Source organism: Bacillus sp. EB01 (genome assembly GCF_000613125.1).
Classification (GTDB): Bacteria; Bacillota; Bacilli; order Bacillales; family Cytobacillaceae; genus Bacillus_D.
This window is the reverse complement of record NZ_HG964497.1, coordinates 1,121,323-1,144,711: the sequence shown is the minus strand read 5'-3', so window position 1 is coordinate 1,144,711 and position 23,389 is coordinate 1,121,323. Positions and strand designations below refer to the sequence as shown.

The following is a 23,389-nucleotide window of genomic DNA, read 5'->3' as shown; positions in this document are numbered from 1 at the left end:
TATGAGCGTGAAATTAGTTGCTCTAACAAAGGGTAACTGGGAGGAGTGTGCAAATTTAAAAGTCAGTGAGGAACAAAAGCAATTCATGGCTTCTAATCTTTATTCAATTGCAGAGGTTCAGTTTCTGCCTAACTTTGAGGCTATTGGAATACATGATGGTGAAAAGATGGTGGGGTTTGCGATGGCGGGTCTCGATCCGGATGACAACAATTATTGGATATATCGATTTATGATTGATTCTTCATTCCAGGGAAGGGGATATGGAAAAAAGGGCTTGGAGGCTTTACTTAAGGGGCTGAAAGAAAAAGAAGGCTGCCAAAAAATCATGGTCGGATTCCACCCCAAAAATACAGTTGCACAAAAGTTATACAACTCTGCAGGATTTGTCGGCGAGGGTGTTGCGCCATGGGGTGAAAAACTGGCTTGTTTAAAGGTGAATATCACTTTGAATTAAATTACATTTAATATTGAACAAAATTTCATCTTTAAAACGTAATTTCAAAGAGCTTGAATGGTATTTCATATGAAAACAAAAAAGGTGGGCGCCGTCTAAACGGACGCCCACCTTTTTCTTATGCTGCCTTAGCTACTTCAGCTTGCTTTTGGCTTGGCTTAAATTCATTGAAAACCAGATTTAGAATGATAGCGGTGAAGCTTCCTGCAACAATCCCATTGTTTGTCAGGATTTTCACACCTTCAGGAAGTTGACTGAACAAGTCAGGTACAACCGTAACTCCAAGCCCTATTCCAACAGAGCAGGCAATGATCAACAGGTTTTCCTGTGAAGCAAACTCAACCTTACTTAACATTTTGATTCCATAGGCGATTACCATCCCAAACATCGCTACCATCGCTCCGCCAAGGACTGCAGTAGGAATGACAGTAGTTAAAGCGGCTATTTTTGGAACCAGCCCGAGTACTACAAGCATTCCGCCTACTGTATAAATAACTTTTTTGCTTTTTACACCTGAAAGCTGAACTAGGCCAACATTCTGTGAATAGGTTGTATACGGGAAGGCATTGAAAAGCCCACCAAGGACAATCGCAAGGCCTTCAGCACGATAGCCCTTTGCCATATCTTTTTCAGTAAGCTTTCTTTCACAAATATCTCCGAGAGCAAAATAGACGCCTGTTGCTTCAACAATTCCAACCATTGCGACAAGTATCATAGTCAGGATTGGAATAGCATGGAATTCTGGTGTTGCAAAATAGAACAGCTCGGGCAACTTTACCCAGGAAGCTTCGCGGACAGCGGAGAAATCCACCATTCCTAAAATCGAAGCTGCGATTGTACCAGCAACGAGGCCGAGTAAAATCGAGATTGATCTAATAAATCCCTTAGCAAAGCGATACATCATGAGTATGAATATAAGAGTCCCGAAGGATAAAGCAATATTTGTAATGGATCCAAAATCGGCGCTCCCCTGGCCGCCTGCCATATCGTTCATAGCCACTGGTATAAGGGTAATCCCAATAATGGTAACCACTGATCCCGTGACAACTGGCGGGAAAAATTTTAATAGCTTGCTATAAAATCCTGCTGTCAGAAATACGAATAAACCCGCAGTGATAATCGCACCGTAAATTGAACCGAGACCGTATTGATTGCCAATTGAAATCATTGGTCCAACCGCAGTAAATGTACAGCCAAGGACGATTGGCAAGCCAATACCAAAGAACTTGTTTTGCCAGACTTGCAAAATCGTAGCAATTCCACACATGATGATATCAATCGAGACAAGGTAAGTCAGCTGGGCACTAGTCATGCCCAATGCACCTCCAACAATAAGCGGTACGATAACAGCGCCTGCGTACATGGCAAGCACATGCTGAATACCCAATGATGTAGTTTTTACAATTCCTGTTTTCATATTATCGCTTCCTCCCTTTCATCAAGTTCAAACGTAACTTTTCCTTTTTCCATAGATTGAATCCTGGCAAGGGATTCGACACGGATACCTTTTTCTCTAAGCAGTGCCCCGCCACCCTGGAATGCTTTTTCAATTACTATGCCAATGCCACAGACTGTCGCGGAAGCTTCTTCGGCGATATTCAAAAGCGCAAGGGCCGCCTGGCCATTTGCGAGAAAGTCATCGATGATAAGCAATTTATCTTCAGGGCCAATATACTTTGATGCTACCGATATTTCAGTTTCTTCTTTTTTTGTAAAAGAATACACACGCGCAGTCAGAAGGCCGTCTAAAAGAGTAAGCGACTTACGTTTTCTTGCAAATACGACCGGTATCCCCATTTCCAACCCGGCCATTACGGCAGGTGCGATGCCAGAGGATTCGATGGTTAAAATCTTTGTAATCCCCAAAGACTTGAATCGGTTGGCAAATTCTTTGCCTATGGCACTCATCAGGACTGGATCAATCTGATGATTCAAGAAGGAATCAACCTTTAAAACATCCTTTGAAAGGACAATTCCCTCCGAGATGATTTTTTTCTTTAAAATATCCATATCTTCCTCCTGTGTTCAGCCTGTATAACGCAAAAAGCCCAAAAGCATGTCCCCCGGAAAACCAGGGGGCAGTGCTTTTGGGCTTAAAAACCAAAAGGAAAATAAGGATATGCGTATACCGCAATCCACACATGCCACCCATAGTCGAATAATTTACGGTTATCCGGTAGAAACTTGCAGGCCATATCCCTGCGATTATACGAGTGTAGTTTTATAAAATTAATGGTGTAAGTATAACACGATAGAAGAAGTATTCAATCTATTTTTAAGATTTTCCATCATTTTTTTCTTGCAAACGTAGTCAAAATACAAGCAGAATTTGTCCTCGCATTATGAACACTAACAAAATTATGATATAGTTAGAGGTGAAGAAAACACAGTAAAACCGCGGGATTTCCACGCTTCTGCGGTGTCCGTCCCAAACGGACAAATGTTTACATACCGGCTACAAAAGCCGTTAATTTTTTTCAAAAGGGGAGATGTTCATGTCCAGCATTACATTGGAGAAATTTCTGAATGATAACCTTGAAGATTTGAAGGGAAAGGGTCTTTATAATGTAATTGATCCTTTGGAGAGTCCAAATGGTCCTATGATTAAAATCAAGGGCAGGGAACTAATCAACCTTTCCTCAAACAACTATCTCGGCCTTGCTACTGATAGCCGCCTAAAGAATTCAGCCGAAAAGGCGATTGAGAAGTATGGTGTAGGCGCAGGAGCGGTTCGTACTATTAACGGTACACTTGACATCCATCTTGAACTCGAGCAAAAGCTTGCAGAGTTCAAGCATACCGAAGCGGCGATTGCCTACCAATCCGGCTTCAATTGCAATATGGCAGCTATTTCGGCTGTTATGGATAAAAATGATGCAATCCTTTCTGATGAACTGAACCATGCATCCATCATTGATGGCTGCCGCCTTTCAAGGGCAACGATTATCCGCTTCAATCATTCAGATATGGAAGACCTCCGTGCAAAAGCGAAGGAAGCACGCGAGTCTGGTAAATATAATAAATTAATGGTCATTACTGATGGTGTTTTTTCAATGGATGGCGATATCGCATTGCTTCCTGAGATCGTAAAGATTGCAGAAGAATTCGATCTTATTACTTATGTTGATGATGCACACGGATCGGGAGTACTTGGGAAAGGGGCAGGAACTGTCAAACACTTCGGGTTGCAGGACAAGATTGATTTCCAAATTGGAACATTGTCCAAGGCGATTGGCGTTGTCGGCGGTTATGTTGCCGGTAAAAAGAGCCTGATCGACTGGCTGAAAGTGCGAAGCCGTCCATTCCTGTTCTCCACAGCCTTAACTCCGGCAGATGTTGCTGCATGCATTAAATCGATTGAAATCCTGAGCGAAAGCACTGAATTGAATGAAAAGCTTTGGGATAATGGCGATTACCTGAAAAAAGGCCTGAAGGAGCTTGGCTTCAATATTGGAAATAGCGAAACACCTATTACGCCTTGCATTATAGGCGAAGAAAAGTTGACCCAGGAATTTAGTAAACGGTTGAATGAAGAGGGCGTTTATGCCAAATCAATTGTTTTCCCTACTGTTCCTCAAGGTACAGGAAGGGTAAGAAATATGCCAACCGCGGCGCATACAAAGGAAATGCTGGATAAGGCTATTGCTATCTATGAAAAGGTCGGCAAGGAAATGGGCGTCATTCGTTAACAATAAATAATAAGGTAAGGGGAGCCGGGCTGCGTCCTGGCTGCAGCATGGGGAGGAAAACCATCAATGAAAAAGATTTTGGTCACCGGTGCTCTTGGACAGATTGGTTCTGAACTGACAGTTAAGCTGAGGGAAATCTACGGCAACGATCATGTAATAGCCACAGATATAAAAGTGAATGATACGAGCGAGGCTGCAACGAGTGGCCCTTATGAAGTTCTTGATGTTAATGACGGCGTAGCGATGGTTAACATCGCCAATAAACATCAGGTCGATACTATCATGCATCTGGCAGCTTTGCTTTCTGCGACCGCCGAATCAAAGCCTGTGTTTGCCTGGAACCTGAATATGGGCGGCTTGATGAACGCACTCGAAACAGCACGTGAGATAGGCGCTCAATTCTTCACACCAAGTTCAATAGGAGCATTCGGCCCATCCACTCCTAAGGATAATACCCCACAGGACACCATCATGCGGCCAACAACGATGTATGGAGTCAACAAGGTAGCCGGGGAGCTGCTGGCAGATTATTATTTTCATAAATTCGGTGTTGACACAAGGGGCGTTCGCTTCCCGGGCCTGATTTCATATGTTACACCTCCAGGCGGCGGCACGACTGATTATGCTGTTGAAATTTATTACGAGGCAATAAGAAACAAGAAATACGCTTCATATATAGATAAGGGTACGTATATGGACATGATGTACATGCCAGATGCATTAAATGCTATTATCACTTTAATGGAAGCGGATCCATCCAAGCTTATACACCGAAATGCTTTCAATGTGACGGCAATGAGCTTTGATCCTGAGGGAATTGCCGGAGAGATTAAAAAGCACATCCCTGAGTTTGAAATGTCATATGCTGTGGATCCGGTTCGCCAAGCAATTGCTGACAGCTGGCCGAATTCAATTGATGCCACTGCAGCTCAGGAAGAGTGGGGCTTTAAAGCTGAGTATGACCTTGCTTCCATGACAAATGACATGCTTGAAAAACTTTCTATTAAACTATAAATAACTTATAAAGTGCGCCCCGATGCCAGAAATGACTTCGGGGGTTTTTCATTAGTATGCGCCTATCATTCAATTGAGTATTCTTATGTTTTTTACCGTATAACGGTTCAAGTACATTTTTCTATTGTTCAGCATTAATTTGTCCTTGAAACCACGTTTCAAGGACATTTCGTAGTCCCGCGACATAAATTTGTACTTGAAAGACAAGTTCAAGGACATTTCACTATAGTTACAATTCCAATTTGTCCTTGAAAACTTTCTCGCTAAGGGAAATTAAATATGAGAGGGTACAAAAAAACTACTCATAGCATGAAATACTTTGCCAAGAGTAGTTTTTTCCAATTAGCCATTCGAATTATTTGCTGATATAAATCAGCTTTTCTTTCCGCTCGGTCACTTTACCGATGATGGCCGCATCCTTTACGCCTAACACATGCAGGTCGGCCACGAACTTTTCTGCTTCATCTGGTGAAATAGAAGCCAGAAGGCCTCCGGATGTAATCGCATCACAGACAACAAGCTGTTCTGCAAGCTCTAAGCCGCTGTATTCAACATCATTCTTAAGCCAGGAATGGTTTGATTTCGAACCTCCAGGGACAATTCCATCGCGTGCGAGTTCGATCGTTCCTTCCAGGCAAGGAATTGAGTTGAAATCCAATTCAAAGCTTACGTCACTGCCTCTGGCCATTTCACTGCCATGACCTGCCAAACCGAAACCGGTGACATCGGTAACCGCATGCGGAGAATAGTTTTGCAGCACTTCTGCAGCAGTTTTATTCAGCATCGCCATCGTTGCAGTTACTTTTTCTTCCTGGGCCGCTGTAACAGCTCCACGCTTGATTCCAGTAGTCAGAATACCTACTCCAATTGGCTTTGTCAGGACGAGCACATCACCAGGGCGGGCGCCAACATTCTTCCAGAACTTTTCCGGATGGACGAATCCTGTGACAGATAGGCCGAATTTCGGCTCCTGGTCATCCACGGAATGTCCGCCAATTGTGATAGCTCCTGCTTCCTTTACCTTATCGGCCGCTCCACGCAATATTTCAGAAAGCATATCAGCGCCAAGCTTCTTGATAGGATAGCCAACAATGTTCATGACTGTTTTCGGCTCGCCGCCCATAGCATAAACGTCACTCAGCGAATTAGCGGCGGCAATTTGCCCAAACATATACGGATCATCAACTACTGGTGTGAAATAATCGACCGTTTGAATAAGGGCAAGTGAATCAGAGATTTTATACACACCTGCATCATCCGATGTTTCATTGCCAACAAGCAATTCCGGAATAGGGTCTTGTTTTGGTAAATTACGCAAAACTTGCGCAAGGTCCTCAGGACCAATTTTGCAGCCTCAACCAGCTTTAGTCGATAAAGAGGTCAGGCGGATTTTATCCTGTTCGCTCAACTTGTCCACCTCCAATCATTAGTATACCTTTTGAGGAAGATTTCCGCACGTGTACAGAATTCACAATAGCGGAAAACTGGGGCTTTTTCGCCGCCTCGAGTATCATAGGCATATCATTTGCTGCTTTTTTACGGGCATACTAAAATATCCGTAGCTATATTATTTTCAACATGGGGGTTATTTAATGGGAAAGTTTGAAGTTAAAGTCCAATTTTGCATGATGTGAAACTACGCTCCAAAAGCCGCGAGTTTCGCGGAGGAACTGATTACACATTTCCGCCAGAACATATCCAAGTTCGAACTGGTTCCTGCTTCAGGGGGGATCTTCGAAGTGACTGTGAATGGCGAAAAAGTTTATTCAAAAGATGAAACAGGCGTTTTCCCAAAGGCTGCTGAAGTCATCTCCAAAATAGAGTCTCTATAATCTGCTTCTCCCGCAAGTGACACGTACTTGCGGGAGTTTTGTTTTTTCTTCACATCACTGCGTCTCAATCAAAATGTTTAAGTGCTATAATGGGAAAAAGCTACTATTTCGTGAAGGGGTTTTCCATTTTGAAACAATTGCTTCGTTCCATACCGCCTGTCCATGAACTTCAGCAAGACAGCCGGTTCCTTCATCTAATTGAAGAAACATCGATTGAATTCACACAGCTAAGCCAGCAGTTGAAAGCAGTGGTGGATGAGATACGGACAAGTATCCTAAAAGGGCAATGGCAGGGACCTGAGCCTGGGACAGCTGCTTTTATAGACGCTTTGTTTGAACATCTACAAAAAAAGGTCAGTCAGAACTTTTCCTACACCATCAAAAGGGTTATTAATGCCACGGGTACAATTCTTCATACGAATCTTGGCAGGGCAAGGCTTAGTGAAGAGGCAATCCGGCATGCAGCCGAAGTGGCAGGGAATTACTCCAATCTTGAATACAAGCTTCAGGAAGGCGAGCGCGGTTCACGCCACAGCCACATTGAAAAACTGCTGCAAGAGATTACCGGGGCGGAAGCAGCAATGGTCGTAAACAACAACGCAGCGGCCGTTTACCTTATCTTAACTGCTTTAGCAAAAAACAAAGAGGTTGTGGTATCACGAGGACAGCTCGTAGAAATTGGCGGCTCATTCAGGATTTCTTCTATCATGGAAGAAAGCGGGGCACAACTCGTTGAAATTGGAACAACCAATAAAACACACCTTGCTGATTATGAGCGGGCCATTAATGAAAATACAGCCATGGTCATGAAGGTACATACGAGTAACTTCAAAGTGATAGGATTCACCAAGAGTGTTGAGGCCCAGGAATTGATTAGTCTTGTCTCTAAGAATAACCACGTCGTTTTCTATGAGGATCTAGGGAGCGGAGCATTATACAATTTCAGTAAGCATGGAATTGGGGAAGAGCCACATGTAAAAGAAGTGATTGAAGCCGGAGCCGACATTGTTTCTTTTAGCGGCGACAAGCTGCTCGGAGGGCCTCAAGCCGGCATTATCGCTGGAAAAAAAGAATTAATTGATAGGCTTAAAAAGCATCAGCTTGCCCGTGTGGTCCGGGTTGATAAAATGACTCTGGCAGCACTTGAAGCTATTCTGCTAGCTTATTTGAAGGGTGAACAAGGAATTAGATCCATCCCAACAGTGGGTGCTCTCTTAACAAGCCAGGACGAACTTAAAGAGCGCTCAGCTAATTTTGCAAACGAACTTGCAAGCAAAACCCAAAGCTATCTTACAACCATTTTGCCGACTAAGGGGCAGGTAGGGGGAGGAACTATGCCTGATGTACTGCTGCCCTCTTATTCAGTTGCATTGACTCATACCACACTTACTGCTGATCAATTGGAAAGGAAGTTAAGGCTTGAGTCCAAACTTCCAATTATCAGCAGAATCCAAAATGAGGCAGTATTGTTGGATTTACGGACTGTTACTTCTGAAGAAGCATCAATCATTATCGAGTCACTTAGCCAGTGGTGAACCCTATATGGAAACAGGCGTCCGATAGATTACGTATCGGACGCTTCTTTTATGCTACATATCATGATGGGTGTTGTGTTTTGCCCTCGAATGCTGGCGGTTTTTTACTTTATGGGAACCGCTAAGCGGTTTAGGCTGGCTGCTATTCTGGACAAGCTCACGGTTGCTACGATTATTTTTCGCCATTTTTCATCCCTCCTACTCATTAGGATGGACCCGGCAAGTTGTTTTATCCCTTCCGAAAACATCCACGCCAAGCATTTTAAGCCCCTTGAATAATTTAATGCAAAGTGCACACTTTAACGGTACGCGGTACATGCTTAACCTATTTAAGGAGTGGACAACACGATGCCTTACCATAAGAATAAACAGCAAGCATTTCAGGCGGCCCAGCAAGGATACGAAGAAGCTCACGAACTTTATACGGAAATTATCAGAGACAGTGCAAGCTACGGCCACCAACTAAAGCATTTGAAAAATGAAGTAAATGAAGCATATTCACAAATAGAAAATGCCCTAGAAGTCGCATCTGAACATCAGCGTGCCCAGCTGGAACAATTCCGGCAGGATTTACGGTCTATTGTTGATGAAGTGAATAATTTCCAATAACAGTTAAAGGAACAAGCACTCGCTTGTTCCTTTAACTGTTATTGCTGCCTATTGATTCTTTTTCCTCTTTTTATTGTTTTGCCTTTCCATCTCCGTTAATTGCTCAGTTCCAGCTTCTTCGTTATATCCAGCACCCATACCCTGTGCCTTGGCCGCGTTCATACCAGGACGCACATGATTCGCTCTTTTTTTCGCCACGATTAATCACCCCCTATTTATATATTTTCCTTATTCACAAAAAGCATGATTTGCTTTTTTACCATAACTTTATTTGTTTTTTTACACCTAACGATTTAGCGGACCCATTTTGAGATAAAAACCACAAAAAAGAGTATGGCAGCAACTGTACACAAAAAATTTATATGAGCCTAAGAACTTCAGTTTACAGGCAGTTTAATAGCGCCCGGACAGATCAAGAGCCTTGGAACCTCCATAGGCAGAAGGTTTACGGATTGGCTCGCCACTCACTTTAAAGATTGTGAAAAATACCCCAAAAACAAAAATACAGAGCTATTTTTATTTTTGGTATAAGAAAAACTTATTGAAATCAATAACATTCTAATTATTTACATAGCAATCTCGTTATATTACGATATAATTGTGCGAAAAGTCGTGGAGGATGGGAGAAGTTCAAACTTTTCGACTTTTAGAATTTTTTACTATATTATTGTGTTGAAGAAAGAAGGGGGTTTACATATGACAAATCATGATGTATTTAATGCCCGCTCTTCATTTGAGGCTAACGGTAAACGCTACCATTACTACCGTCTGGCTGCTCTTGAGGAAGCAGGCGCTGGCAAAGTTGCAAACTTGCCTTATTCCATTAAAGTTCTTTTAGAATCGGTGCTTCGCCAGAATGATGGCCGTGTCATCACAAAGGAGCATGTTGAAAACCTAGCAAAATGGGGCACAAGCGAAGTCCGTGATGTGGATGTTCCATTCAAACCATCACGCGTCATCCTTCAGGACTTCACTGGCGTTCCGGTCGTTGTTGACCTTGCCTCGCTTCGTAAGGCAGTAGCAGACCTGGGCGGTGACGCTGATAAAATCAATCCTGAAAAGACTGTCGATCTTGTCATTGACCACTCTGTACAGGTTGATCAATACGGCGGCCCTGGATCACTTGAAGCCAACATGGTTCTTGAATTCGAGCGTAACGCAGAGCGTTACCAGTTCCTGAACTGGGCACAAAAAGCATTCAATAACTATCGCGCTGTACCGCCTGCAACTGGTATAGTCCACCAGGTAAACCTGGAGTATCTGGCAGATGTTGTCCATGTTGCCGAGACAGCAGATGGAGAATTGGAAGCATACCCTGATACTCTAGTCGGGACAGACTCGCATACAACGATGATCAATGGCCTTGGCGTTCTAGGATGGGGTGTAGGCGGTATTGAAGCTGAAGCAGGAATGCTTGGCCAGCCGTCTTATTTCCCTGTTCCTGAAGTAGTCGGCGTCAAGCTTGTAGGCACCCTTCCAAATGGCGCTACTGCGACTGACCTTGCATTGAAGGTTACACAAGTGCTAAGAAGCCACGGCGTAGTCGGTAAATTCGTTGAATTCTTCGGACCTGGAGTATCGCAGCTGCCACTTGCGGACCGTGCGACAATCGCCAACATGGCTCCGGAATACGGCGCAACTTGCGGGTTCTTCCCGATCGATAACGAATCTCTTGACTATATGCGCCTAACTGGACGTGATGATGAACAAGTAAACGTCGTTGAAGCATACTGCAAAGCGAATGGGCTGTTCTTTGATCCAGCGATTGAACCAGTTTACACCGATGTAGTTGAAATTGACCTTAGCGGTATTGAAGCCAACCTGTCCGGCCCTAAGCGCCCGCAGGATTTGATTCCTCTTTCAAAAATGAAAGAAGAGTTTGTCAAAGCCGTCAGCGCCCCTCAAGGAAACCAGGGATTCGGGTTAAAGGAGAAGGAGCTTGATAGGGAAGTTACCGTAAACTTCAACAACGGCGACCAGACAGCAATGAAGACAGGCGCAGTCGCTATTGCGGCGATTACTTCCTGTACAAATACATCCAATCCATACGTACTCGTTGGAGCGGGACTTGTAGCGAAAAAAGCTGTCGAGCTTGGAATGGAAGTACCAAAGTTCGTTAAAACATCACTGGCACCTGGTTCGAAGGTAGTTACAGGATATCTCCGTGATTCCGGCTTGCTTCCATACCTTGAAAAACTTGGATTTAACCTAGTTGGTTATGGTTGTACAACTTGCATCGGAAACTCCGGACCGCTTCGCGAGGAAATCGAAAAAGCAGTTGCGGATAACGATCTTCTTGTTACGTCTGTCCTTTCAGGCAACAGGAACTTTGAAGGACGTATCCATCCATTAGTAAAAGCTAACTATCTTGCTTCTCCGCCACTTGTTGTTGCGTATGCACTTGCAGGTAATGTGAACGTTGACTTCCAGGTTGAGCCAATCGGCAAGGACCGCGATGGAAACGATATTTACTTCAAGGACATCTGGCCAACAACTGAAGAAGTAAATGAAGTAGTTAAACAAACCGTTACTCCTGAATTATTCAGAAGAGAATATGAAAATGTTTTCAGTGACAACGAGCGCTGGAATGAAATCCAGACGAGCAATGAGCCGCTTTACAGCTGGGATGCGGATTCTACCTACATCCAAAACCCGCCTTATTTTGAAGGCTTGTCTCCTGAGCCAGGCAAGGTTGAGCCTCTTGCAAACCTGCGAGTTGTTGCCAAGTTTGGCGATTCCGTCACAACCGACCATATTTCACCGGCTGGGGCAATCGGCAAAAACACTCCTGCAGGTAAATATTTGCTTGAAAAAGGTGTTCAGCCACGCGACTTTAACTCATATGGCTCACGCCGTGGTAACCACGAGGTCATGATGCGCGGTACTTTCGCCAATATCCGAATCCGTAACCAGGTTGCTCCTGGCACAGAAGGAGGATTTACAACCTACTGGCCAACGGGTGAAGTGACTACAATTTTCGATGCCTGCATGAAGTACAAAGATGAAGGCACAGGCCTTGTTGTTCTCGCCGGTAAAGATTACGGAATGGGCTCTTCCCGTGACTGGGCTGCAAAAGGAACAAACCTGCTTGGAATTAAGACTGTCATCGCAGAAAGCTTTGAGCGTATTCACCGTTCAAATCTTGTTATGATGGGCGTTCTGCCGCTTCAATTCAAGGAAGGCGAAAGTGCAGAAACACTTGGGCTAACAGGAAAAGAAACCATCACTGTACAAGTAGATGAGAACGTTCGCCCTCGTGATCTTCTGAAAGTGACAGCAGTCGATGAAGACGGTAACGTAACAGAATTTGAAGTGCTTGTCCGCTTCGATTCTGAAGTTGAAATTGACTACTATCGCCATGGCGGTATCCTTCCAATGGTTCTTCGTGAAAAATTGAAGGCATAAACTTTTTATACTTTAGGGCACCATACAATCGTATGGTGTCTTTATTTGTTGGAGTCTTCAACGTACTTACTTTTTTATTAGTTGTTTTGTAAAGGATATGTTTATTGCTGTTTTCGTAAACTTTATTGCTATTGGAATAGAAAACGATTGGCATTTAGTTGATTGGAGCGGAGGGTGCGAGACTCGTTCGAAAATGCAAAAGACGCATTTTCTCCTGCGATGCTTTTTCTTGGGAGCTTACTCAACGTCCTGCGGGAACAGTGGGACAGGTGATACCCCGCAATCGCTTTAGCGATGAGGAGGCTCACCGCCCGCCCCTAAGGTCCGCAAGCATCCCGGAGCGCGAATCAACTACCATGAATGACGAAACCCATTGTCACAGTATCGGCACGATTTCTTGTGCAATTACCTTTATTTCCTCTCTTTAGATAGTGTAAAATCGGGATAGTAGTTAAAAAGGAGGGGCGCTAGAATGGCAAAAAAGTGGATAGCCAGCGTTCTAATACTCGCATTGATGGCCATTGCCATGTTTGTATCACTTGACAATAAAAAAGAAGAGCCATCAAAAGATGCTTCGGCTCAAATACTTGAAGCAGGTGTAAAAGCCCCGGATTTTGAACTTAAAACATTAAAAGGTGGTACCGTCAAACTTTCCGAGTTGAAAGGCAAAAAGGTCATGCTGAACTTCTGGGCAACCTGGTGTGCACCTTGTAAAAAAGAAATGCCCGACATGCAGAAGCTACATGAAGAAGCTTCTGAAGATCTTGTCATCCTTGCAGTAAATATCGACCCCCAGCTTGATGTACAGGGATTCATTGATGAAAATGGAATAACCTTTCCGATTCTTCTTGATGAAGAAGATAAGGTGAACCAACAATATCAAGTTGTTTCAATTCCTACTTCATTTTTCATTGATAGCAATGGGGTTATCCAGGAAAAATTCATAGGGGCAATGCCTCATGATGCTATGGTCCAGTATGTGGAAGACCTCCAATAAACAAACAAGCCGTCAGGTTCACTCCTGGCGGTTTTTTGGTTCCATGAATAATCAAAAGATATATGGTATTTCACTTCCAGTTATTCCCTCGATTAAATTTTCAAAAAGTTGTAATAATTGAAAGCGATTCCGGGCATACTTACTGTTAGAATAGTAGTAAGGAAGGTGATACCATGCGAAAGCCACGAAAACGGACATTTGCTGAGCTTGTTTCCGAAAATAAAAGCCAGCTTCTGAAAGATCATGAAGCCATGGAAAAAATCGAGCTTCGATTAGAAGCCAAGCGCCTCGGCAAGGCTGAATAACACATTGTTTACCACTCATCTTTTTTACCTCAAAGGCAAAAATAATTGCAGGAGGGATGAAGATGGGAAATCCAAAACGCGATAGCAAACACCATGTACCTAGCCATCTTGGGACTCAGCCAAGAGGTTTTAGCGGAAATAAAGGAAAAAAAATGAACGATACTTCAGGTAAACACGCCCAAGTAATCCAAACTAAAGGCGAATAAATTTCCGCAAGAAGCGGCACAAGTAAGGTATAGGGGAGAAGCCATGGCTAATTACCAGGGCTTTTTCTTGTTTATATCCACAAGGAAAGCTTTGGCGCATTAACATCGAAGGAAGAAAAAGCGATAGCACAAGGAAAGCTTCCCGAAAATGCATCGCACGAAATTACGTGATAGCGTAATGAGGATTTTCTAGGAGCGCCTAACGCCAAGGGTACTTCGGTCCATACGGCGCTGACCACTAAGGATAGCTTCTAAGAATAATTATCGTAGGGACACAAAGGAAAGCATCCGTGCAATTAACATCGCAGAGACAGGCGCTCTTTGCCTGGCTCGAGGAGCGATCTTTGCCTGTCACGAAGGCGCCTGCGCTTTTCTTATTTCCAAAAAAACTGCTGATATTTTTCGTCAAACCGTAAAAAATAAGCTTGATTCCAAAGAAGAACAGAAGGAGGAAATAGCATGCCATTTGGAAACAAGCCAAAGCCAGATGACCGCAGTGATAACGTCGAAAAGCTTCAGCAAATGATCCATAACACAATTGAAAATATGGAAGCAGCCGAAGAAACCGCTGCCCTTTCTGACAGTTCCGAAACAAGAAGGCAAGTAGAAGAAAAAAATGCACGCAGGCGTGAAAGCCTGGATGCATTAAGGGCCGAAGTTAAAGATGAAGCCCGCGCGAACGGCCAAAACCTGGAATAATTGGTTTAGCCACTATATTTATCTAATTGTTTTCCCCTGCTAAATAAGAGGGCAGGGAACCCGTCAGAAGACTTAATCAACAGGAAAGAAGACCTTTAAATGGGGTCTTTTTTCCTTTTAAGCGCACTTTTCGCAGCATTGTACACAATATGGTACGATAGTAAAAAACATTTAATAGAAGTGAGGCACTATGCAGCAGCAAACGATATGGAAAAGTGAATTGGAACAAAAAGGTTACATCAATGACGAGGCTGAGATACTCGCTTACATAATGGAGCATGATAGAGAACTTGAGACTAATGAGATTTCACACTTGCTCACAATGGCTGGAAAATCCCGCCTCCATAAAGACAAAAAGGATCGGCTCGGAATTGTATGGATGAAACGCGCTGCAGAACTGGATCCATCCAATCTCGAAGCACAAGGTTTTTTAAGCAAAACTACATGGCGCACTGCGGCACCATTTTTAGATTCTCTGGATTTTCCCCCTATCAGGGAAACGGATAATCGGACGACCAAAAAGAAAATTGCCGAAGAATATATAATGATTTGCCGAAATTTCCTTGAACAGGCTGATGATCAGCTTGATCAATTGGACCACTCGCTACAAGGCGCACTGGACCCTATACAGGCTAAGCTCTATAACTTGATGCTAGATGCAATCAAATCAACGAGCGAACTTTTAAAAGCTGCCGAGGAATACGAACAATCGATTACAGGAGTTTTCCACACAGCGGCTTATATTGATGAATTGTCAACTAGACTTGAACAGGTAAAGGCAATTAAAAGAGAATGGGCAAGCCAATTTGCAGAATCCACTGAGGCAGAAAATGAAGCAACAGTGAATGCGATCGATGAATTAAATCAGATGATCGGTCTTGAAACTGTTAAAGATCGGGTCAAAGATTATTATCAGTACCTTAAGTTTCAAAAAAAGCGTAAAGACCTTGGCTTCCAAATGAAAGATGAGCTTAGTCTTAATTTTGTCCTTACCGGCAACCCGGGCACTGGAAAAACAACACTGTCCAGACTTTTGGCAAGGATCTTTCACGAACTTGGCTTTTTACCAAGGGAAGAGGTTATAGAAACAAATAGATCTCAGTTAGTAGGGTCTTTCGTCGGCCAGACTGAAGAAAACGTTCGTTCGATAGTGAGTAACGCTATTGGAGGAGTCTTGTTCATAGATGAGGCCTATAGCCTAAAACGGGAAGGCCAGACCGGGAACGATTATGGACAGGCTGCCATCGACACCCTCGTTTCATTGATGACCGGAGAGGAATTTGGAGGGAAGTTCGCTGTCATCCTGGCGGGTTATCCTGAAGAAATGAGGAGTTTTCTCGATGCGAACCCGGGCCTGCGCAGCCGTTTTCCTCAATCGAATCAAATTTTCCTTCGAGACTATACGAATAAGGAATTAGTTACAATCGCCGGAAAAATTGCCGAGGATAATGATTATTTATTAACAAAAAGGGCAAAAATCGCACTGGAGGAACGTCTTGAACGTGAAAGGGTAGACGAAACGTTCGGTAACGCAAGAACTGTTCATAATCTTGTTCTTGAGGCCATTTTCAGGAAGGGAGCAGCACGAGAAGACAACATGTTGGACATTCTCCGCTTCTCCATTTTAGACGGAAACGACTTTAAACTGCCAGTCAAGGAAAACCGCAACCGTCCCCTGGAAAAACTGGACCGCCTGATTGGCTTGCATTCCTTGAAAGCAGAGATGAAAACCCAGGCTGCCTTCGTCAAACTCCAGCAAATGAGAAGAGACAGCGGCTTGCCATCGGTCCCAATTCAGCTGCATTCAGTATTTACTGGAAACCCCGGGACAGGGAAGACAACCGTCGCAAAAATTTATGCTGAGCTTTTAAAAGAAAACGGCTTTTTAAAACGTGGCCATTTGGTGATTGCCAGCAGGGCGGACCTAGTCGCCAGTTATGTCGGCCAAACAGCCGAGAAGACGAGAAAGAAAGTCCGAGATGCACTGGGAGGAGTCCTGTTCATTGATGAAGCATATTCACTGCTAAGTACGTCAGGTGGCGATTTCGGCAAGGAAGCCATTGATACACTTGTTGATGAAATGACAAGACATAATGAAAATTTGGTTATTGTTCTTGCAGGTTATCCGAAACAGATGGAGGCTTTGCTGGAATTCAACCCTGGGTTACGGTCTCGCTTTAAAAAGTTCTTCCATTTTCCCGATTACAATACAGAGGAACTTCTCGAAATTATGATAAACTATGCAGAAACTTATCAATACAGGCTTTCCAAAGATGCGCAGGGTTATATTCTTGAATCTCTCAAGGATTCGTTGGTTTCAGGAAATGGAAGGTTTGCCGCGAATCTTATTGAGGAGGCGGTCCAGGCCCAGTCCTTGAGGCTCTCGTTATTGGATGACATTGATTCAGCCGATGCCGAGGAGCTCTCACAGCTCGGCCTGGCAGATGTACAGAAAGCCTTAGAGAAAATACGAAAAGGGGAAAAAGAATGATGATCAGTGAAACGAGCGTTGAGGTCCGCTATGCAGAAACAGATCAGATGGGCGTTGTTTACCATGCCAACTACTTTGTATGGATGGAGATTGGCCGGACGAGTTTCATACGGGATTTAGGATTCAGCTATGCCCAGATGGAGGAGGACGGGATTATTTCGCCTGTAATCGATATACAGGCCTCGTATAAGAAACCGTTACGATACGGACAAACCGCTAAAATTAAGACATGGGTTGAGGAATATAACGGCTTTAGAGTGAAATACGGCTATGAGATATTAACAACAGATGGGGAATTGGCTGTTACAGGCAGCTCTGTCCATATATGCGCCAATAGGGAAACATTCAAGCCCATTTCTTTAAAAAAGAAATACCCCGATTGGCACAAAGCATACGAGGAAGCGGCAAAAAAACCCGTCCTTGTTAAAGAGTGAAGGGGGAAGGCCATTGGCATTCGGATTGAAACGGAAAGATGTTACGGAATGGAAAAGAAAAATCGATAGCGGAGAAATTGCATTTTTGACTCATTACTGGCTTGATGACCGGTTCCCGGGATGCAAGACCGTTACAAAAGCAGGCTGCCATAATATCGAGAAGCTCGCGGAATGGGGAAAGAAATATGGTTTAAAAAAGGAATGGATCCATCACCGACCCGATGGCTATTCCCATTTTGACCTGATTGGTTATAGAGAAAAGGAAATACTAGAAGCAGAAGGCTTGGAAGCACAACTTTTGGATTGATTGGCAGGCGGACTGAATTGGTCCGCCTATTTTATTTTTATGCCTTTTAACATACTCCATCTCGCAGCTCCGACCCTGCACAAAAAGCCCCGATTTCAACGGAGCCATTGTGTCATATGAGCCATAGTTTCAGCGGTCATTTCTTCAGGATTGGCAATACCGTAAGCATCCGTTTTTTCCATGGGGACAACCCGAAAGTTTCGGCCATTTTTCCGGTAGACAAAGGTAGGTGAAAAGTCTGGCTTTGCCAGCGCAATGTGTGAGCCGTTTTCATCAATCTTTTTTGTAATTTCTATAGTCACCATGCCGCCTATGTCTTTATAATCGCGGAGTTGGGCGGAAATAAAATTACCGAGCGAGTAAATGACAAAGGTTTTTTTGCCATTTGGGCCATCAATCCATTCCATTGGCTGCAATACATGCGGATGTGATCCGAAGATGATATCCGCACCCGAGTCGGCCAGGAATTGAGCGAGATTCTTTTGTTCATCAACTGGGTAGCGCTGGTATTCGTTACCCCAGTGGATGCTGACCACAACTGCATCACTGACTTTTTTAGCCCTGGCAATATCGCCCTTCATCAAATCACGGTCGATAAGATTTACAGAGAACTCCTTACCCTCAGGAATCGGGATACCATTGGTTCCATATGTGTATGATAAAAAGGCAAGCGTGATGCCGTTCTTTTCCATCGTGACAATTTTGTCTCTAGCTTCCTGGCTAGTGGCTGTCCCGACAAAAGGAAGGCCAATTTTTTTAAAATAGGCGATCTGCGCTTCAACACCCCGGTAACCCTTATCAAGAGAATGATTATTGGCTGTCGAAACGATGTCGACACCTGCGTCCATAACTGCTTCTGAGAGCTCAAAGGGGCTATTGAAGCTAGGATAACTGGTAATTCCAAGCTCCTCACCTCCAACCAGGCTCTCTTGATTGGCAGTCAGGATATCAGGGGTACTCAGCATGTCTTTGACAGGTTTAAACATTGGTTTAAAATCATAGCCCTCTGCTTTTTTTGCATCTTCATATACCAGGTCATGTATTAAAATATCTCCAATTGCCCCAAGTGTCATTTTTGATTCAAACGTCTTGGCCTGGACCTCATAAGAACGTTCTTGATGAGGTTGAGGCTCTGGCCTAGCTTGCTGTTCGTTTGCGCAGCCGCTAAAAAGGGAAACAGAAAACAGGACAGTTCCCATCGCGGCTATTCGCTTAAAAATCGGTGATTTCATCATAGGGATCCTCCTAGTTCAAGCAAATCATTTTCACAGATTTGCGAAGTACTTTATCATTAATAGAAGATTTCCCTATCTCACATGCATCCTAACGTTTAGGGTGAAATAGGAGTCATTTTCCAAAGGGTGGTTCTAATGTTTACTATTACAGAAAGTGCTTATCAAACCTTATCAAATGCGATCCAAAAGGAAGCAAAAGAAGATGAACAGCTATTTCTCCGCTTGGCCATGGGAATAGGCTGAGGCGGGCCAAAGCTTAATCTGTCTCTGGAAGAGCAGAAATTATCGAATGACCTGGAATTTGAATACAAGGACTTGAAAATGGTCATCCATGAACAGGATTTTGTGTACTTTTCCGACACCAAACTGGATTACGTTAAGGATGTGCTTGGTAAAGGCAGGTTTCAGCTCCTGAAAGTATAAAATGGTGTCCCAAATGAAGGGACACCATTTTTTATCGGCTAAAGGAAAGGATATACCTTTAGCCCATACATGCAATCCTCGCCATTGGCCCGCCAACTGGCGAATTTTATAAAAAATATTATTCTTCCAGTTCCTCAAAAAAGCTAATTAATTCGTCAAAATTCGTTGTCACCTTTACCGGTGACGCGGAGTTTTCCCAGTTAGGTGTATATGAAAAAAATTCAACTTTGAACTCATCTTTCGGGCCGGTGGGCAGGACCACCGTCGAGAACGCCATCTCTTCTTTAATCACATGAATCCCTTGCATATTCTAATCTCCTTTCAATTAAGGATGCATATACCACTATTGTAAAGGATGATTCTAAGCAATACCGGGAAGGTTTTGAACGATTCATGAAAATTAACTGATTGCAAGGGGAAGAGCTATACAGAATGTCGTTCCGTTGCCAGGAGTACTTTCTACCGTAATGTTTCCGCCAGCATCTTCAATTATTTTTAAACAGACACTTAATCCTATACCAGTCCCATGCTCTTTTGTAGAAAAAAACGGAGAAAACAGGCTGGATAAGGTTTTCTGGTCCATTCCGCTGCCATTGTCACTTATTTGAATAATGAAATTAGCCCCGGCGATTTTGGATTGAACCATGATTCGTTTTTTCTTTTCAGTATCAAATCCGTCTAGGGCTTCCATTGAATTTTTAATCATATTGACCAGCACTTGTTTAAGACGGCCAGGTTCAAGGACTGGAAGTGCATCCTTGTTGGAAAGAGAAGAGGTGAGCTCTATATTTCTAAGAAGTGATTCACTTTCGAATAGCAGAATAATCTCTCTGATCAATGTGTTGTAGGTTGTATCTCTAGCCTGGTTAGAAGCGGGCTTGGCTGCATTTAAAAATTCATAGATTATCTCATTAGCCCTGTTTAATTCATCAAGAGCAATATTCGCATATTGTTCCTTGCCCAATTCCTTCAGCTGAGGTTTAAGCAGCTGTATAAATCCTTTAACAGTGGTGAGTGGATTCCTGATTTCATGAGCAATACCGGCAGCAAGCTTGCCAATATTTTCTCGGTATCCTGCCCCAATCTCAGCCTGGCGGATTTCCTGGACCTTTTCTTCTATATTCTTCTTTCTATGAAGGAGTTCCATATTAAAATCAGACATTTTCTTTTCCATCTTGTCCATCGCAACTCGTAATTGGGCCGCTTCTTTTGATATTAGGTGACAAAAAATATGAATATTTCCTGATGTATCTCTTGTTTTAAAGACTTGATAATATATATGATCCCACTTATCCATTAACGGGATTTCAATAAAGCTATTATCTTCAGAGGACTCCAGGAATGATAATACCTTCTGGTGATAGGGAGGTGCAATCATATCGAAAAAGGAATCTGCAATATCAACAGAAAAAATTGGCTTTGCTCCTTTAGATATAACTAAAATGTGATAGTCCTGATCAAGGACAAAGCAAGGGAAAGGTATGTTACTCACAAAATTTTTATGCATTTACCAACGCCATCCTTTTTTTAGGATAGAAAAAAATATATAAAACTTGGTTTATCTTTTATATAAAAGGGAAATAATAAAAGTTTATTAGCTATTCAGTTTAATAATACAGAATTATCCATATGCCTACAATCGTACGAATATACAAATCTTTCGTTAAATTTCGATAATTTTCTCCAAAAACGGACAATTTTTTCAATTTTATGCCTATTTATACCTTCTTAACACAATAAAAAAGCTGTGAGATATTCTCACAGCCATTTTACTTTAGGTTCCGTCTTATTGATGATTCTGCCGATGTTAGCCCGATGGCGGTAAAAAACAAACGTAGTTAATAAAAGGACAATGATAATTAGGGGGACATCCCGTGGCGGAACAACTAAAGAGTAGGTGACCGCCGCTACCCCGCCCATCATGGAAGCGAGGGAAACATACTTACTGATATAGAGAGAAAGGAAGAAAACTCCTAGCATGATAACAAACATAAGCGGTGCATAGAAAAGAAGAACACCACCTGAAGTAGCAACAGCTTTTCCTCCTCTAAAGCCTGCAAATACAGGATACATATGCCCGATGACAGCCAGCATGCCAGTTAAGAGCGGGTGGATATCATCAATATCTAAAAGTATAGGCAATGCAGTTGCCAATGTGCCTTTTAAAATATCTGCAAAGGTAACGACAAAGCCTGCCTTTTTCCCTAGAGTCCTGAACGTGTTCGTCCCCCCGAGGTTGCCGCTGCCATGCTGGCGGATATCAGTTTTATAGAACACTTTGCCGATAATAAGGCCAGAAGGAATTGAGCCTAACAAATAAGCAAGTAAACAAAGTAAAATTAATTCAACCATTCATTTTTCTCCTTTTGCCCAACAAATTATGTAATCTTAAGCCTCACGAGTTACCCAAAATAGATAAATGCATACTGCGGAAAGAAGTTATTTCTATTTTACCATTTTCTTATGAAATACCATTTTTCGCAATATGTATCTATTTTAAACTTAAAATTAATAGGGGAAAAGCCATTCTGCCTACTTCTCACAAAGAACCTATTTTTGGTAGGATGACAATAAGGAGTGATAAAGAATAGGCAAACACTTAATTGAACTTTTTCTCGTAACTTTTAAACTTGGCTGTACGTCGTTTGGAGGACCGACCGCCCATATTGGTTATTTTCACAAAGAGTATGTCAAGAAGCAAAAATGGCTGTCGGAAACAGAGTTTACTGAGCTTGTAGCTTTATCCCAAGCCTTGCCGGGACCAGCAAGCAGCCAGGTTGGCTTCGGCGTCGGAATGTTACGGGCAGGCATTCTGGGTGGGGTTATCTCATTTTTGGGCTTTACAGTGCCATCATTCCTAATAATGGCACTGTTTGTCCATTTAATCGGATTCTTCTCTCCTGTTGAAGCTGGATGGATTCATGGATTGAAAATTGTTGCAGCTGCGGTTGTCTATTTAGCAATATCCTCAATGGCCAAGAATTTTGCTTCAAGCAAACTGACAGGTACAATCGCGTTAATAGCTGCTATTATTATGTTGCTCTATCCATCATCGTTCACTCAGCTTTCCCTAATAGTCGGCGCAGCTGCGGCAGGATATGCATTTATTAAGATACAGGGCTCAGCCACTCCTGCTACCGGTTTTATACACGTAACGCGGAAAACCGGTTGGATATCAGCCGTTCTGTTCCTTAGCATTCTACTCTTTTTGCCTGGCTTAAGCAAAGGGGTTCCAGGCTTGGAATTATTCTCTGATTTTTATAGGACTGGGTCACTGGTTTTCGGCGGCGGGCACGTTGTTTTGCCACTGCTGGATCAGGAGGTTGTCGCAGGAGGTCTGGTTTCAAGAGAAGAGTTTCTTGCCGGATATGGTGTTGCCCAAGCAATCCCAGGACCATTATTCACGTTTGCATCTTACCTTGGCGCAGCTATATCGGGCTGGAGCGGCGCAGTTATTACTACATTAGCAATCTTTCTGCCAGGATTTCTCTTATTGGTTGCCATCATACCATTTTGGGGTCTGATTCGGACAAAAGCAGGGGTGCAATCTGCTATTATGGGTATGAATGCTGCTGTTGTAGGCTTGCTTGGTGCTGCTTTTTACGATCCTGTATTAACAAGCTCAATTTCATCTTCAACAGATGCAGCGTTTTTGGCTGGTGCCTTTTGCCTGCTCTCCTTTTGGAAGCTTCCGCCATGGCTGGTCGTTGCCGCAGGAGCCGGTATAGGACAAATTATTTTTTAGCGAATGTCT

24 protein-coding genes and 1 riboswitch are annotated in these 23,389 nt (G+C 43.2%); of the genes, 15 read left to right on the top strand and 9 right to left on the bottom strand.

Annotated features, from left to right (window positions below; translation table 11 throughout):
* Position 1 precedes the first annotated feature (1 nt).
* Entirely contained in the window at positions 2 to 454 is a 453-nt protein-coding gene (locus tag TY16_RS05220; RefSeq protein ID WP_043930727.1) for a GNAT family N-acetyltransferase, read from the top strand.
* A gap of 118 nt (positions 455 to 572) precedes the next feature.
* Here the strand turns inward: TY16_RS05220 and TY16_RS05215 are convergent, their stop codons facing one another.
* Complete coding sequence (locus tag TY16_RS05215; protein ID WP_043930726.1) at positions 573 to 1,871, bottom strand: nucleobase:cation symporter-2 family protein; 1,299 nt, start codon at positions 1,869 to 1,871, stop codon at positions 573 to 575.
* The gene (locus tag TY16_RS05210) at positions 1,868 to 2,464 is read right to left on the bottom strand and encodes a xanthine phosphoribosyltransferase (protein WP_043930725.1); all 597 of its coding nucleotides are present in this window, start codon (positions 2,462 to 2,464) and stop codon (positions 1,868 to 1,870) included. Before TY16_RS05210 ends, TY16_RS05215 begins: the two co-directional genes overlap by 4 nt.
* 121 nt (positions 2,465 to 2,585) lie before the next feature.
* A riboswitch (purine riboswitch) is annotated at positions 2,586 to 2,687 on the bottom strand.
* Between the two features lie 262 nt (positions 2,688 to 2,949).
* Here TY16_RS05210 and TY16_RS05205 point away from each other — a divergent pair.
* Both TY16_RS05205 and TY16_RS05200 read left to right on the top strand, forming a co-directional pair.
* Positions 2,950 to 4,143, top strand: a complete 1,194-nt coding sequence (locus TY16_RS05205; RefSeq protein WP_043930724.1) for a glycine C-acetyltransferase — start codon at positions 2,950 to 2,952, stop codon at positions 4,141 to 4,143.
* A 66-nt stretch (positions 4,144 to 4,209) separates the two neighbouring features.
* On the top strand, positions 4,210 to 5,157 hold the full coding sequence (locus TY16_RS05200) for an L-threonine 3-dehydrogenase (RefSeq protein WP_043930723.1): 948 nt from the start codon (positions 4,210 to 4,212) through the stop codon (positions 5,155 to 5,157).
* Positions 5,158 to 5,512: 355 nt separating this feature from the next.
* On the opposite strand, the gene selD is transcribed toward TY16_RS05200, so the two are convergent.
* Positions 5,513 to 6,565 (bottom strand): selenide, water dikinase SelD, encoded by a 1,053-nt coding sequence (gene selD / locus TY16_RS05195; protein ID WP_081772889.1) that lies wholly within the window; start codon positions 6,563 to 6,565, stop codon positions 5,513 to 5,515.
* 184 nt (positions 6,566 to 6,749) lie between these two features.
* Between selD and TY16_RS25555 the strand changes: the two genes are divergently transcribed.
* Positions 6,750 to 6,989, top strand: a complete 240-nt coding sequence (locus TY16_RS25555; protein ID WP_442853207.1) for an Rdx family protein — start codon at positions 6,750 to 6,752, stop codon at positions 6,987 to 6,989.
* Between the two features lie 128 nt (positions 6,990 to 7,117).
* Positions 7,118 to 8,524, top strand: a complete 1,407-nt coding sequence (gene selA, locus TY16_RS05190; protein WP_043930721.1) for an L-seryl-tRNA(Sec) selenium transferase — start codon at positions 7,118 to 7,120, stop codon at positions 8,522 to 8,524.
* A gap of 54 nt (positions 8,525 to 8,578) precedes the next feature.
* Here the strand turns inward: selA and TY16_RS25550 are convergent, their stop codons facing one another.
* Positions 8,579 to 8,710, bottom strand: a complete 132-nt coding sequence (locus tag TY16_RS25550; RefSeq protein WP_081772887.1) for a small acid-soluble spore protein P — start codon at positions 8,708 to 8,710, stop codon at positions 8,579 to 8,581.
* Positions 8,711 to 8,872: 162 nt separating this feature from the next.
* Here TY16_RS25550 and TY16_RS05185 point away from each other — a divergent pair, with 162 nt between their 5' ends.
* Complete coding sequence (locus TY16_RS05185; protein WP_043930720.1) at positions 8,873 to 9,133, top strand: hypothetical protein; 261 nt, start codon at positions 8,873 to 8,875, stop codon at positions 9,131 to 9,133.
* A gap of 48 nt (positions 9,134 to 9,181) precedes the next feature.
* Here TY16_RS05185 and sspO read toward each other — a convergent pair whose 3' ends face one another.
* The gene (gene sspO, locus TY16_RS05180; protein WP_043930719.1) at positions 9,182 to 9,331 is read right to left on the bottom strand and encodes a small acid-soluble spore protein O; all 150 of its coding nucleotides are present in this window, start codon (positions 9,329 to 9,331) and stop codon (positions 9,182 to 9,184) included.
* Between the two features lie 498 nt (positions 9,332 to 9,829).
* Here sspO and acnA point away from each other — a divergent pair, with 498 nt between their 5' ends.
* The 8 genes from acnA (at position 9,830) to TY16_RS05140 (ending at position 17,977) form a co-directional block, all read left to right on the top strand.
* Positions 9,830 to 12,538, top strand: a complete 2,709-nt coding sequence (acnA, locus tag TY16_RS05175; protein WP_043930718.1) for an aconitate hydratase AcnA — start codon at positions 9,830 to 9,832, stop codon at positions 12,536 to 12,538.
* 472 nt (positions 12,539 to 13,010) lie between these two features.
* Positions 13,011 to 13,535 carry a peroxiredoxin family protein gene (locus TY16_RS05170; RefSeq protein WP_043930717.1) on the top strand — a complete coding sequence of 175 codons (525 nt, stop codon included), beginning with the start codon at positions 13,011 to 13,013 and terminating at the stop codon, positions 13,533 to 13,535.
* A 173-nt stretch (positions 13,536 to 13,708) separates the two neighbouring features.
* Positions 13,709 to 13,840 carry an FbpB family small basic protein gene (locus TY16_RS05165; RefSeq protein WP_043930716.1) on the top strand — a complete coding sequence of 44 codons (132 nt, stop codon included), beginning with the start codon at positions 13,709 to 13,711 and terminating at the stop codon, positions 13,838 to 13,840.
* 62 nt (positions 13,841 to 13,902) lie between these two features.
* Positions 13,903 to 14,046 carry an acid-soluble spore protein N gene (locus TY16_RS05160; RefSeq protein WP_043930715.1) on the top strand — a complete coding sequence of 48 codons (144 nt, stop codon included), beginning with the start codon at positions 13,903 to 13,905 and terminating at the stop codon, positions 14,044 to 14,046.
* Positions 14,047 to 14,505: 459 nt separating this feature from the next.
* Positions 14,506 to 14,745 carry a small acid-soluble spore protein Tlp gene (tlp, locus tag TY16_RS05155; RefSeq protein ID WP_043930713.1) on the top strand — a complete coding sequence of 80 codons (240 nt, stop codon included), beginning with the start codon at positions 14,506 to 14,508 and terminating at the stop codon, positions 14,743 to 14,745.
* Positions 14,746 to 14,935: 190 nt separating this feature from the next.
* Positions 14,936 to 17,236, top strand: a complete 2,301-nt coding sequence (locus tag TY16_RS05150; protein WP_043930712.1) for an AAA family ATPase — start codon at positions 14,936 to 14,938, stop codon at positions 17,234 to 17,236.
* Positions 17,233 to 17,670 (top strand): acyl-CoA thioesterase, encoded by a 438-nt coding sequence (locus tag TY16_RS05145; protein ID WP_043930710.1) that lies wholly within the window; start codon positions 17,233 to 17,235, stop codon positions 17,668 to 17,670. The genes TY16_RS05150 and TY16_RS05145 overlap by 4 nt, the downstream gene beginning before the upstream one ends.
* Positions 17,671 to 17,683: 13 nt before the next feature.
* The gene (locus TY16_RS05140) at positions 17,684 to 17,977 is read left to right on the top strand and encodes a hypothetical protein (protein WP_043930709.1); all 294 of its coding nucleotides are present in this window, start codon (positions 17,684 to 17,686) and stop codon (positions 17,975 to 17,977) included.
* Positions 17,978 to 18,072: 95 nt separating this feature from the next.
* Here the strand turns inward: TY16_RS05140 and TY16_RS05135 are convergent, their stop codons facing one another.
* The 4 genes from TY16_RS05135 to plsY form a co-directional block, all read right to left on the bottom strand.
* Positions 18,073 to 19,212, bottom strand: coding sequence for a CapA family protein (locus TY16_RS05135; protein WP_043930708.1), 1,140 nt, complete (start codon positions 19,210 to 19,212; stop codon positions 18,073 to 18,075).
* Between the two features lie 541 nt (positions 19,213 to 19,753).
* Positions 19,754 to 19,942, bottom strand: a complete 189-nt coding sequence (locus TY16_RS05125) for a hypothetical protein (protein ID WP_043930705.1) — start codon at positions 19,940 to 19,942, stop codon at positions 19,754 to 19,756.
* A 93-nt stretch (positions 19,943 to 20,035) separates the two neighbouring features.
* On the bottom strand, positions 20,036 to 21,142 hold the full coding sequence (locus TY16_RS05120; RefSeq protein ID WP_052342603.1) for an ATP-binding protein: 1,107 nt from the start codon (positions 21,140 to 21,142) through the stop codon (positions 20,036 to 20,038).
* Positions 21,143 to 21,393: 251 nt separating this feature from the next.
* The gene (gene plsY / locus TY16_RS05115) at positions 21,394 to 21,987 is read right to left on the bottom strand and encodes a glycerol-3-phosphate 1-O-acyltransferase PlsY (protein ID WP_043930704.1); all 594 of its coding nucleotides are present in this window, start codon (positions 21,985 to 21,987) and stop codon (positions 21,394 to 21,396) included.
* Between the two features lie 235 nt (positions 21,988 to 22,222).
* Here plsY and chrA point away from each other — a divergent pair, with 235 nt between their 5' ends.
* Positions 22,223 to 23,380, top strand: a complete 1,158-nt coding sequence (gene chrA / locus TY16_RS05110; protein WP_231505682.1) for a chromate efflux transporter — start codon at positions 22,223 to 22,225, stop codon at positions 23,378 to 23,380.
* Positions 23,381 to 23,389 lie beyond the last annotated feature (9 nt).

Coding starts and splice junctions, on each gene's coding strand:
- TY16_RS05220 (WP_043930727.1), top strand. CDS start 2: ATGAGCGTGAAATTAGTTGCTCTAACAAAGGGTAACTGGGAGGAGTGT.
- TY16_RS05215 (WP_043930726.1), bottom strand. CDS start 1,871: ATGAAAACAGGAATTGTAAAAACTACATCATTGGGTATTCAGCATGTG.
- TY16_RS05210 (WP_043930725.1), bottom strand. CDS start 2,464: ATGGATATTTTAAAGAAAAAAATCATCTCGGAGGGAATTGTCCTTTCA.
- TY16_RS05205 (WP_043930724.1), top strand. CDS start 2,950: ATGTCCAGCATTACATTGGAGAAATTTCTGAATGATAACCTTGAAGAT.
- TY16_RS05200 (WP_043930723.1), top strand. CDS start 4,210: ATGAAAAAGATTTTGGTCACCGGTGCTCTTGGACAGATTGGTTCTGAA.
- TY16_RS25550 (WP_081772887.1), bottom strand. CDS start 8,710: ATGGCGAAAAATAATCGTAGCAACCGTGAGCTTGTCCAGAATAGCAGC.
- TY16_RS05185 (WP_043930720.1), top strand. CDS start 8,873: ATGCCTTACCATAAGAATAAACAGCAAGCATTTCAGGCGGCCCAGCAA.
- acnA (WP_043930718.1), top strand. CDS start 9,830: ATGACAAATCATGATGTATTTAATGCCCGCTCTTCATTTGAGGCTAAC.
- TY16_RS05170 (WP_043930717.1), top strand. CDS start 13,011: ATGGCAAAAAAGTGGATAGCCAGCGTTCTAATACTCGCATTGATGGCC.
- TY16_RS05165 (WP_043930716.1), top strand. CDS start 13,709: ATGCGAAAGCCACGAAAACGGACATTTGCTGAGCTTGTTTCCGAAAAT.
- TY16_RS05160 (WP_043930715.1), top strand. CDS start 13,903: ATGGGAAATCCAAAACGCGATAGCAAACACCATGTACCTAGCCATCTT.
- tlp (WP_043930713.1), top strand. CDS start 14,506: ATGCCATTTGGAAACAAGCCAAAGCCAGATGACCGCAGTGATAACGTC.
- TY16_RS05150 (WP_043930712.1), top strand. CDS start 14,936: ATGCAGCAGCAAACGATATGGAAAAGTGAATTGGAACAAAAAGGTTAC.
- TY16_RS05145 (WP_043930710.1), top strand. CDS start 17,233: ATGATGATCAGTGAAACGAGCGTTGAGGTCCGCTATGCAGAAACAGAT.
- TY16_RS05135 (WP_043930708.1), bottom strand. CDS start 19,212: ATGATGAAATCACCGATTTTTAAGCGAATAGCCGCGATGGGAACTGTC.
- TY16_RS05125 (WP_043930705.1), bottom strand. CDS start 19,942: ATGCAAGGGATTCATGTGATTAAAGAAGAGATGGCGTTCTCGACGGTG.
- TY16_RS05120 (WP_052342603.1), bottom strand. CDS start 21,142: ATGCATAAAAATTTTGTGAGTAACATACCTTTCCCTTGCTTTGTCCTT.
- plsY (WP_043930704.1), bottom strand. CDS start 21,987: ATGGTTGAATTAATTTTACTTTGTTTACTTGCTTATTTGTTAGGCTCA.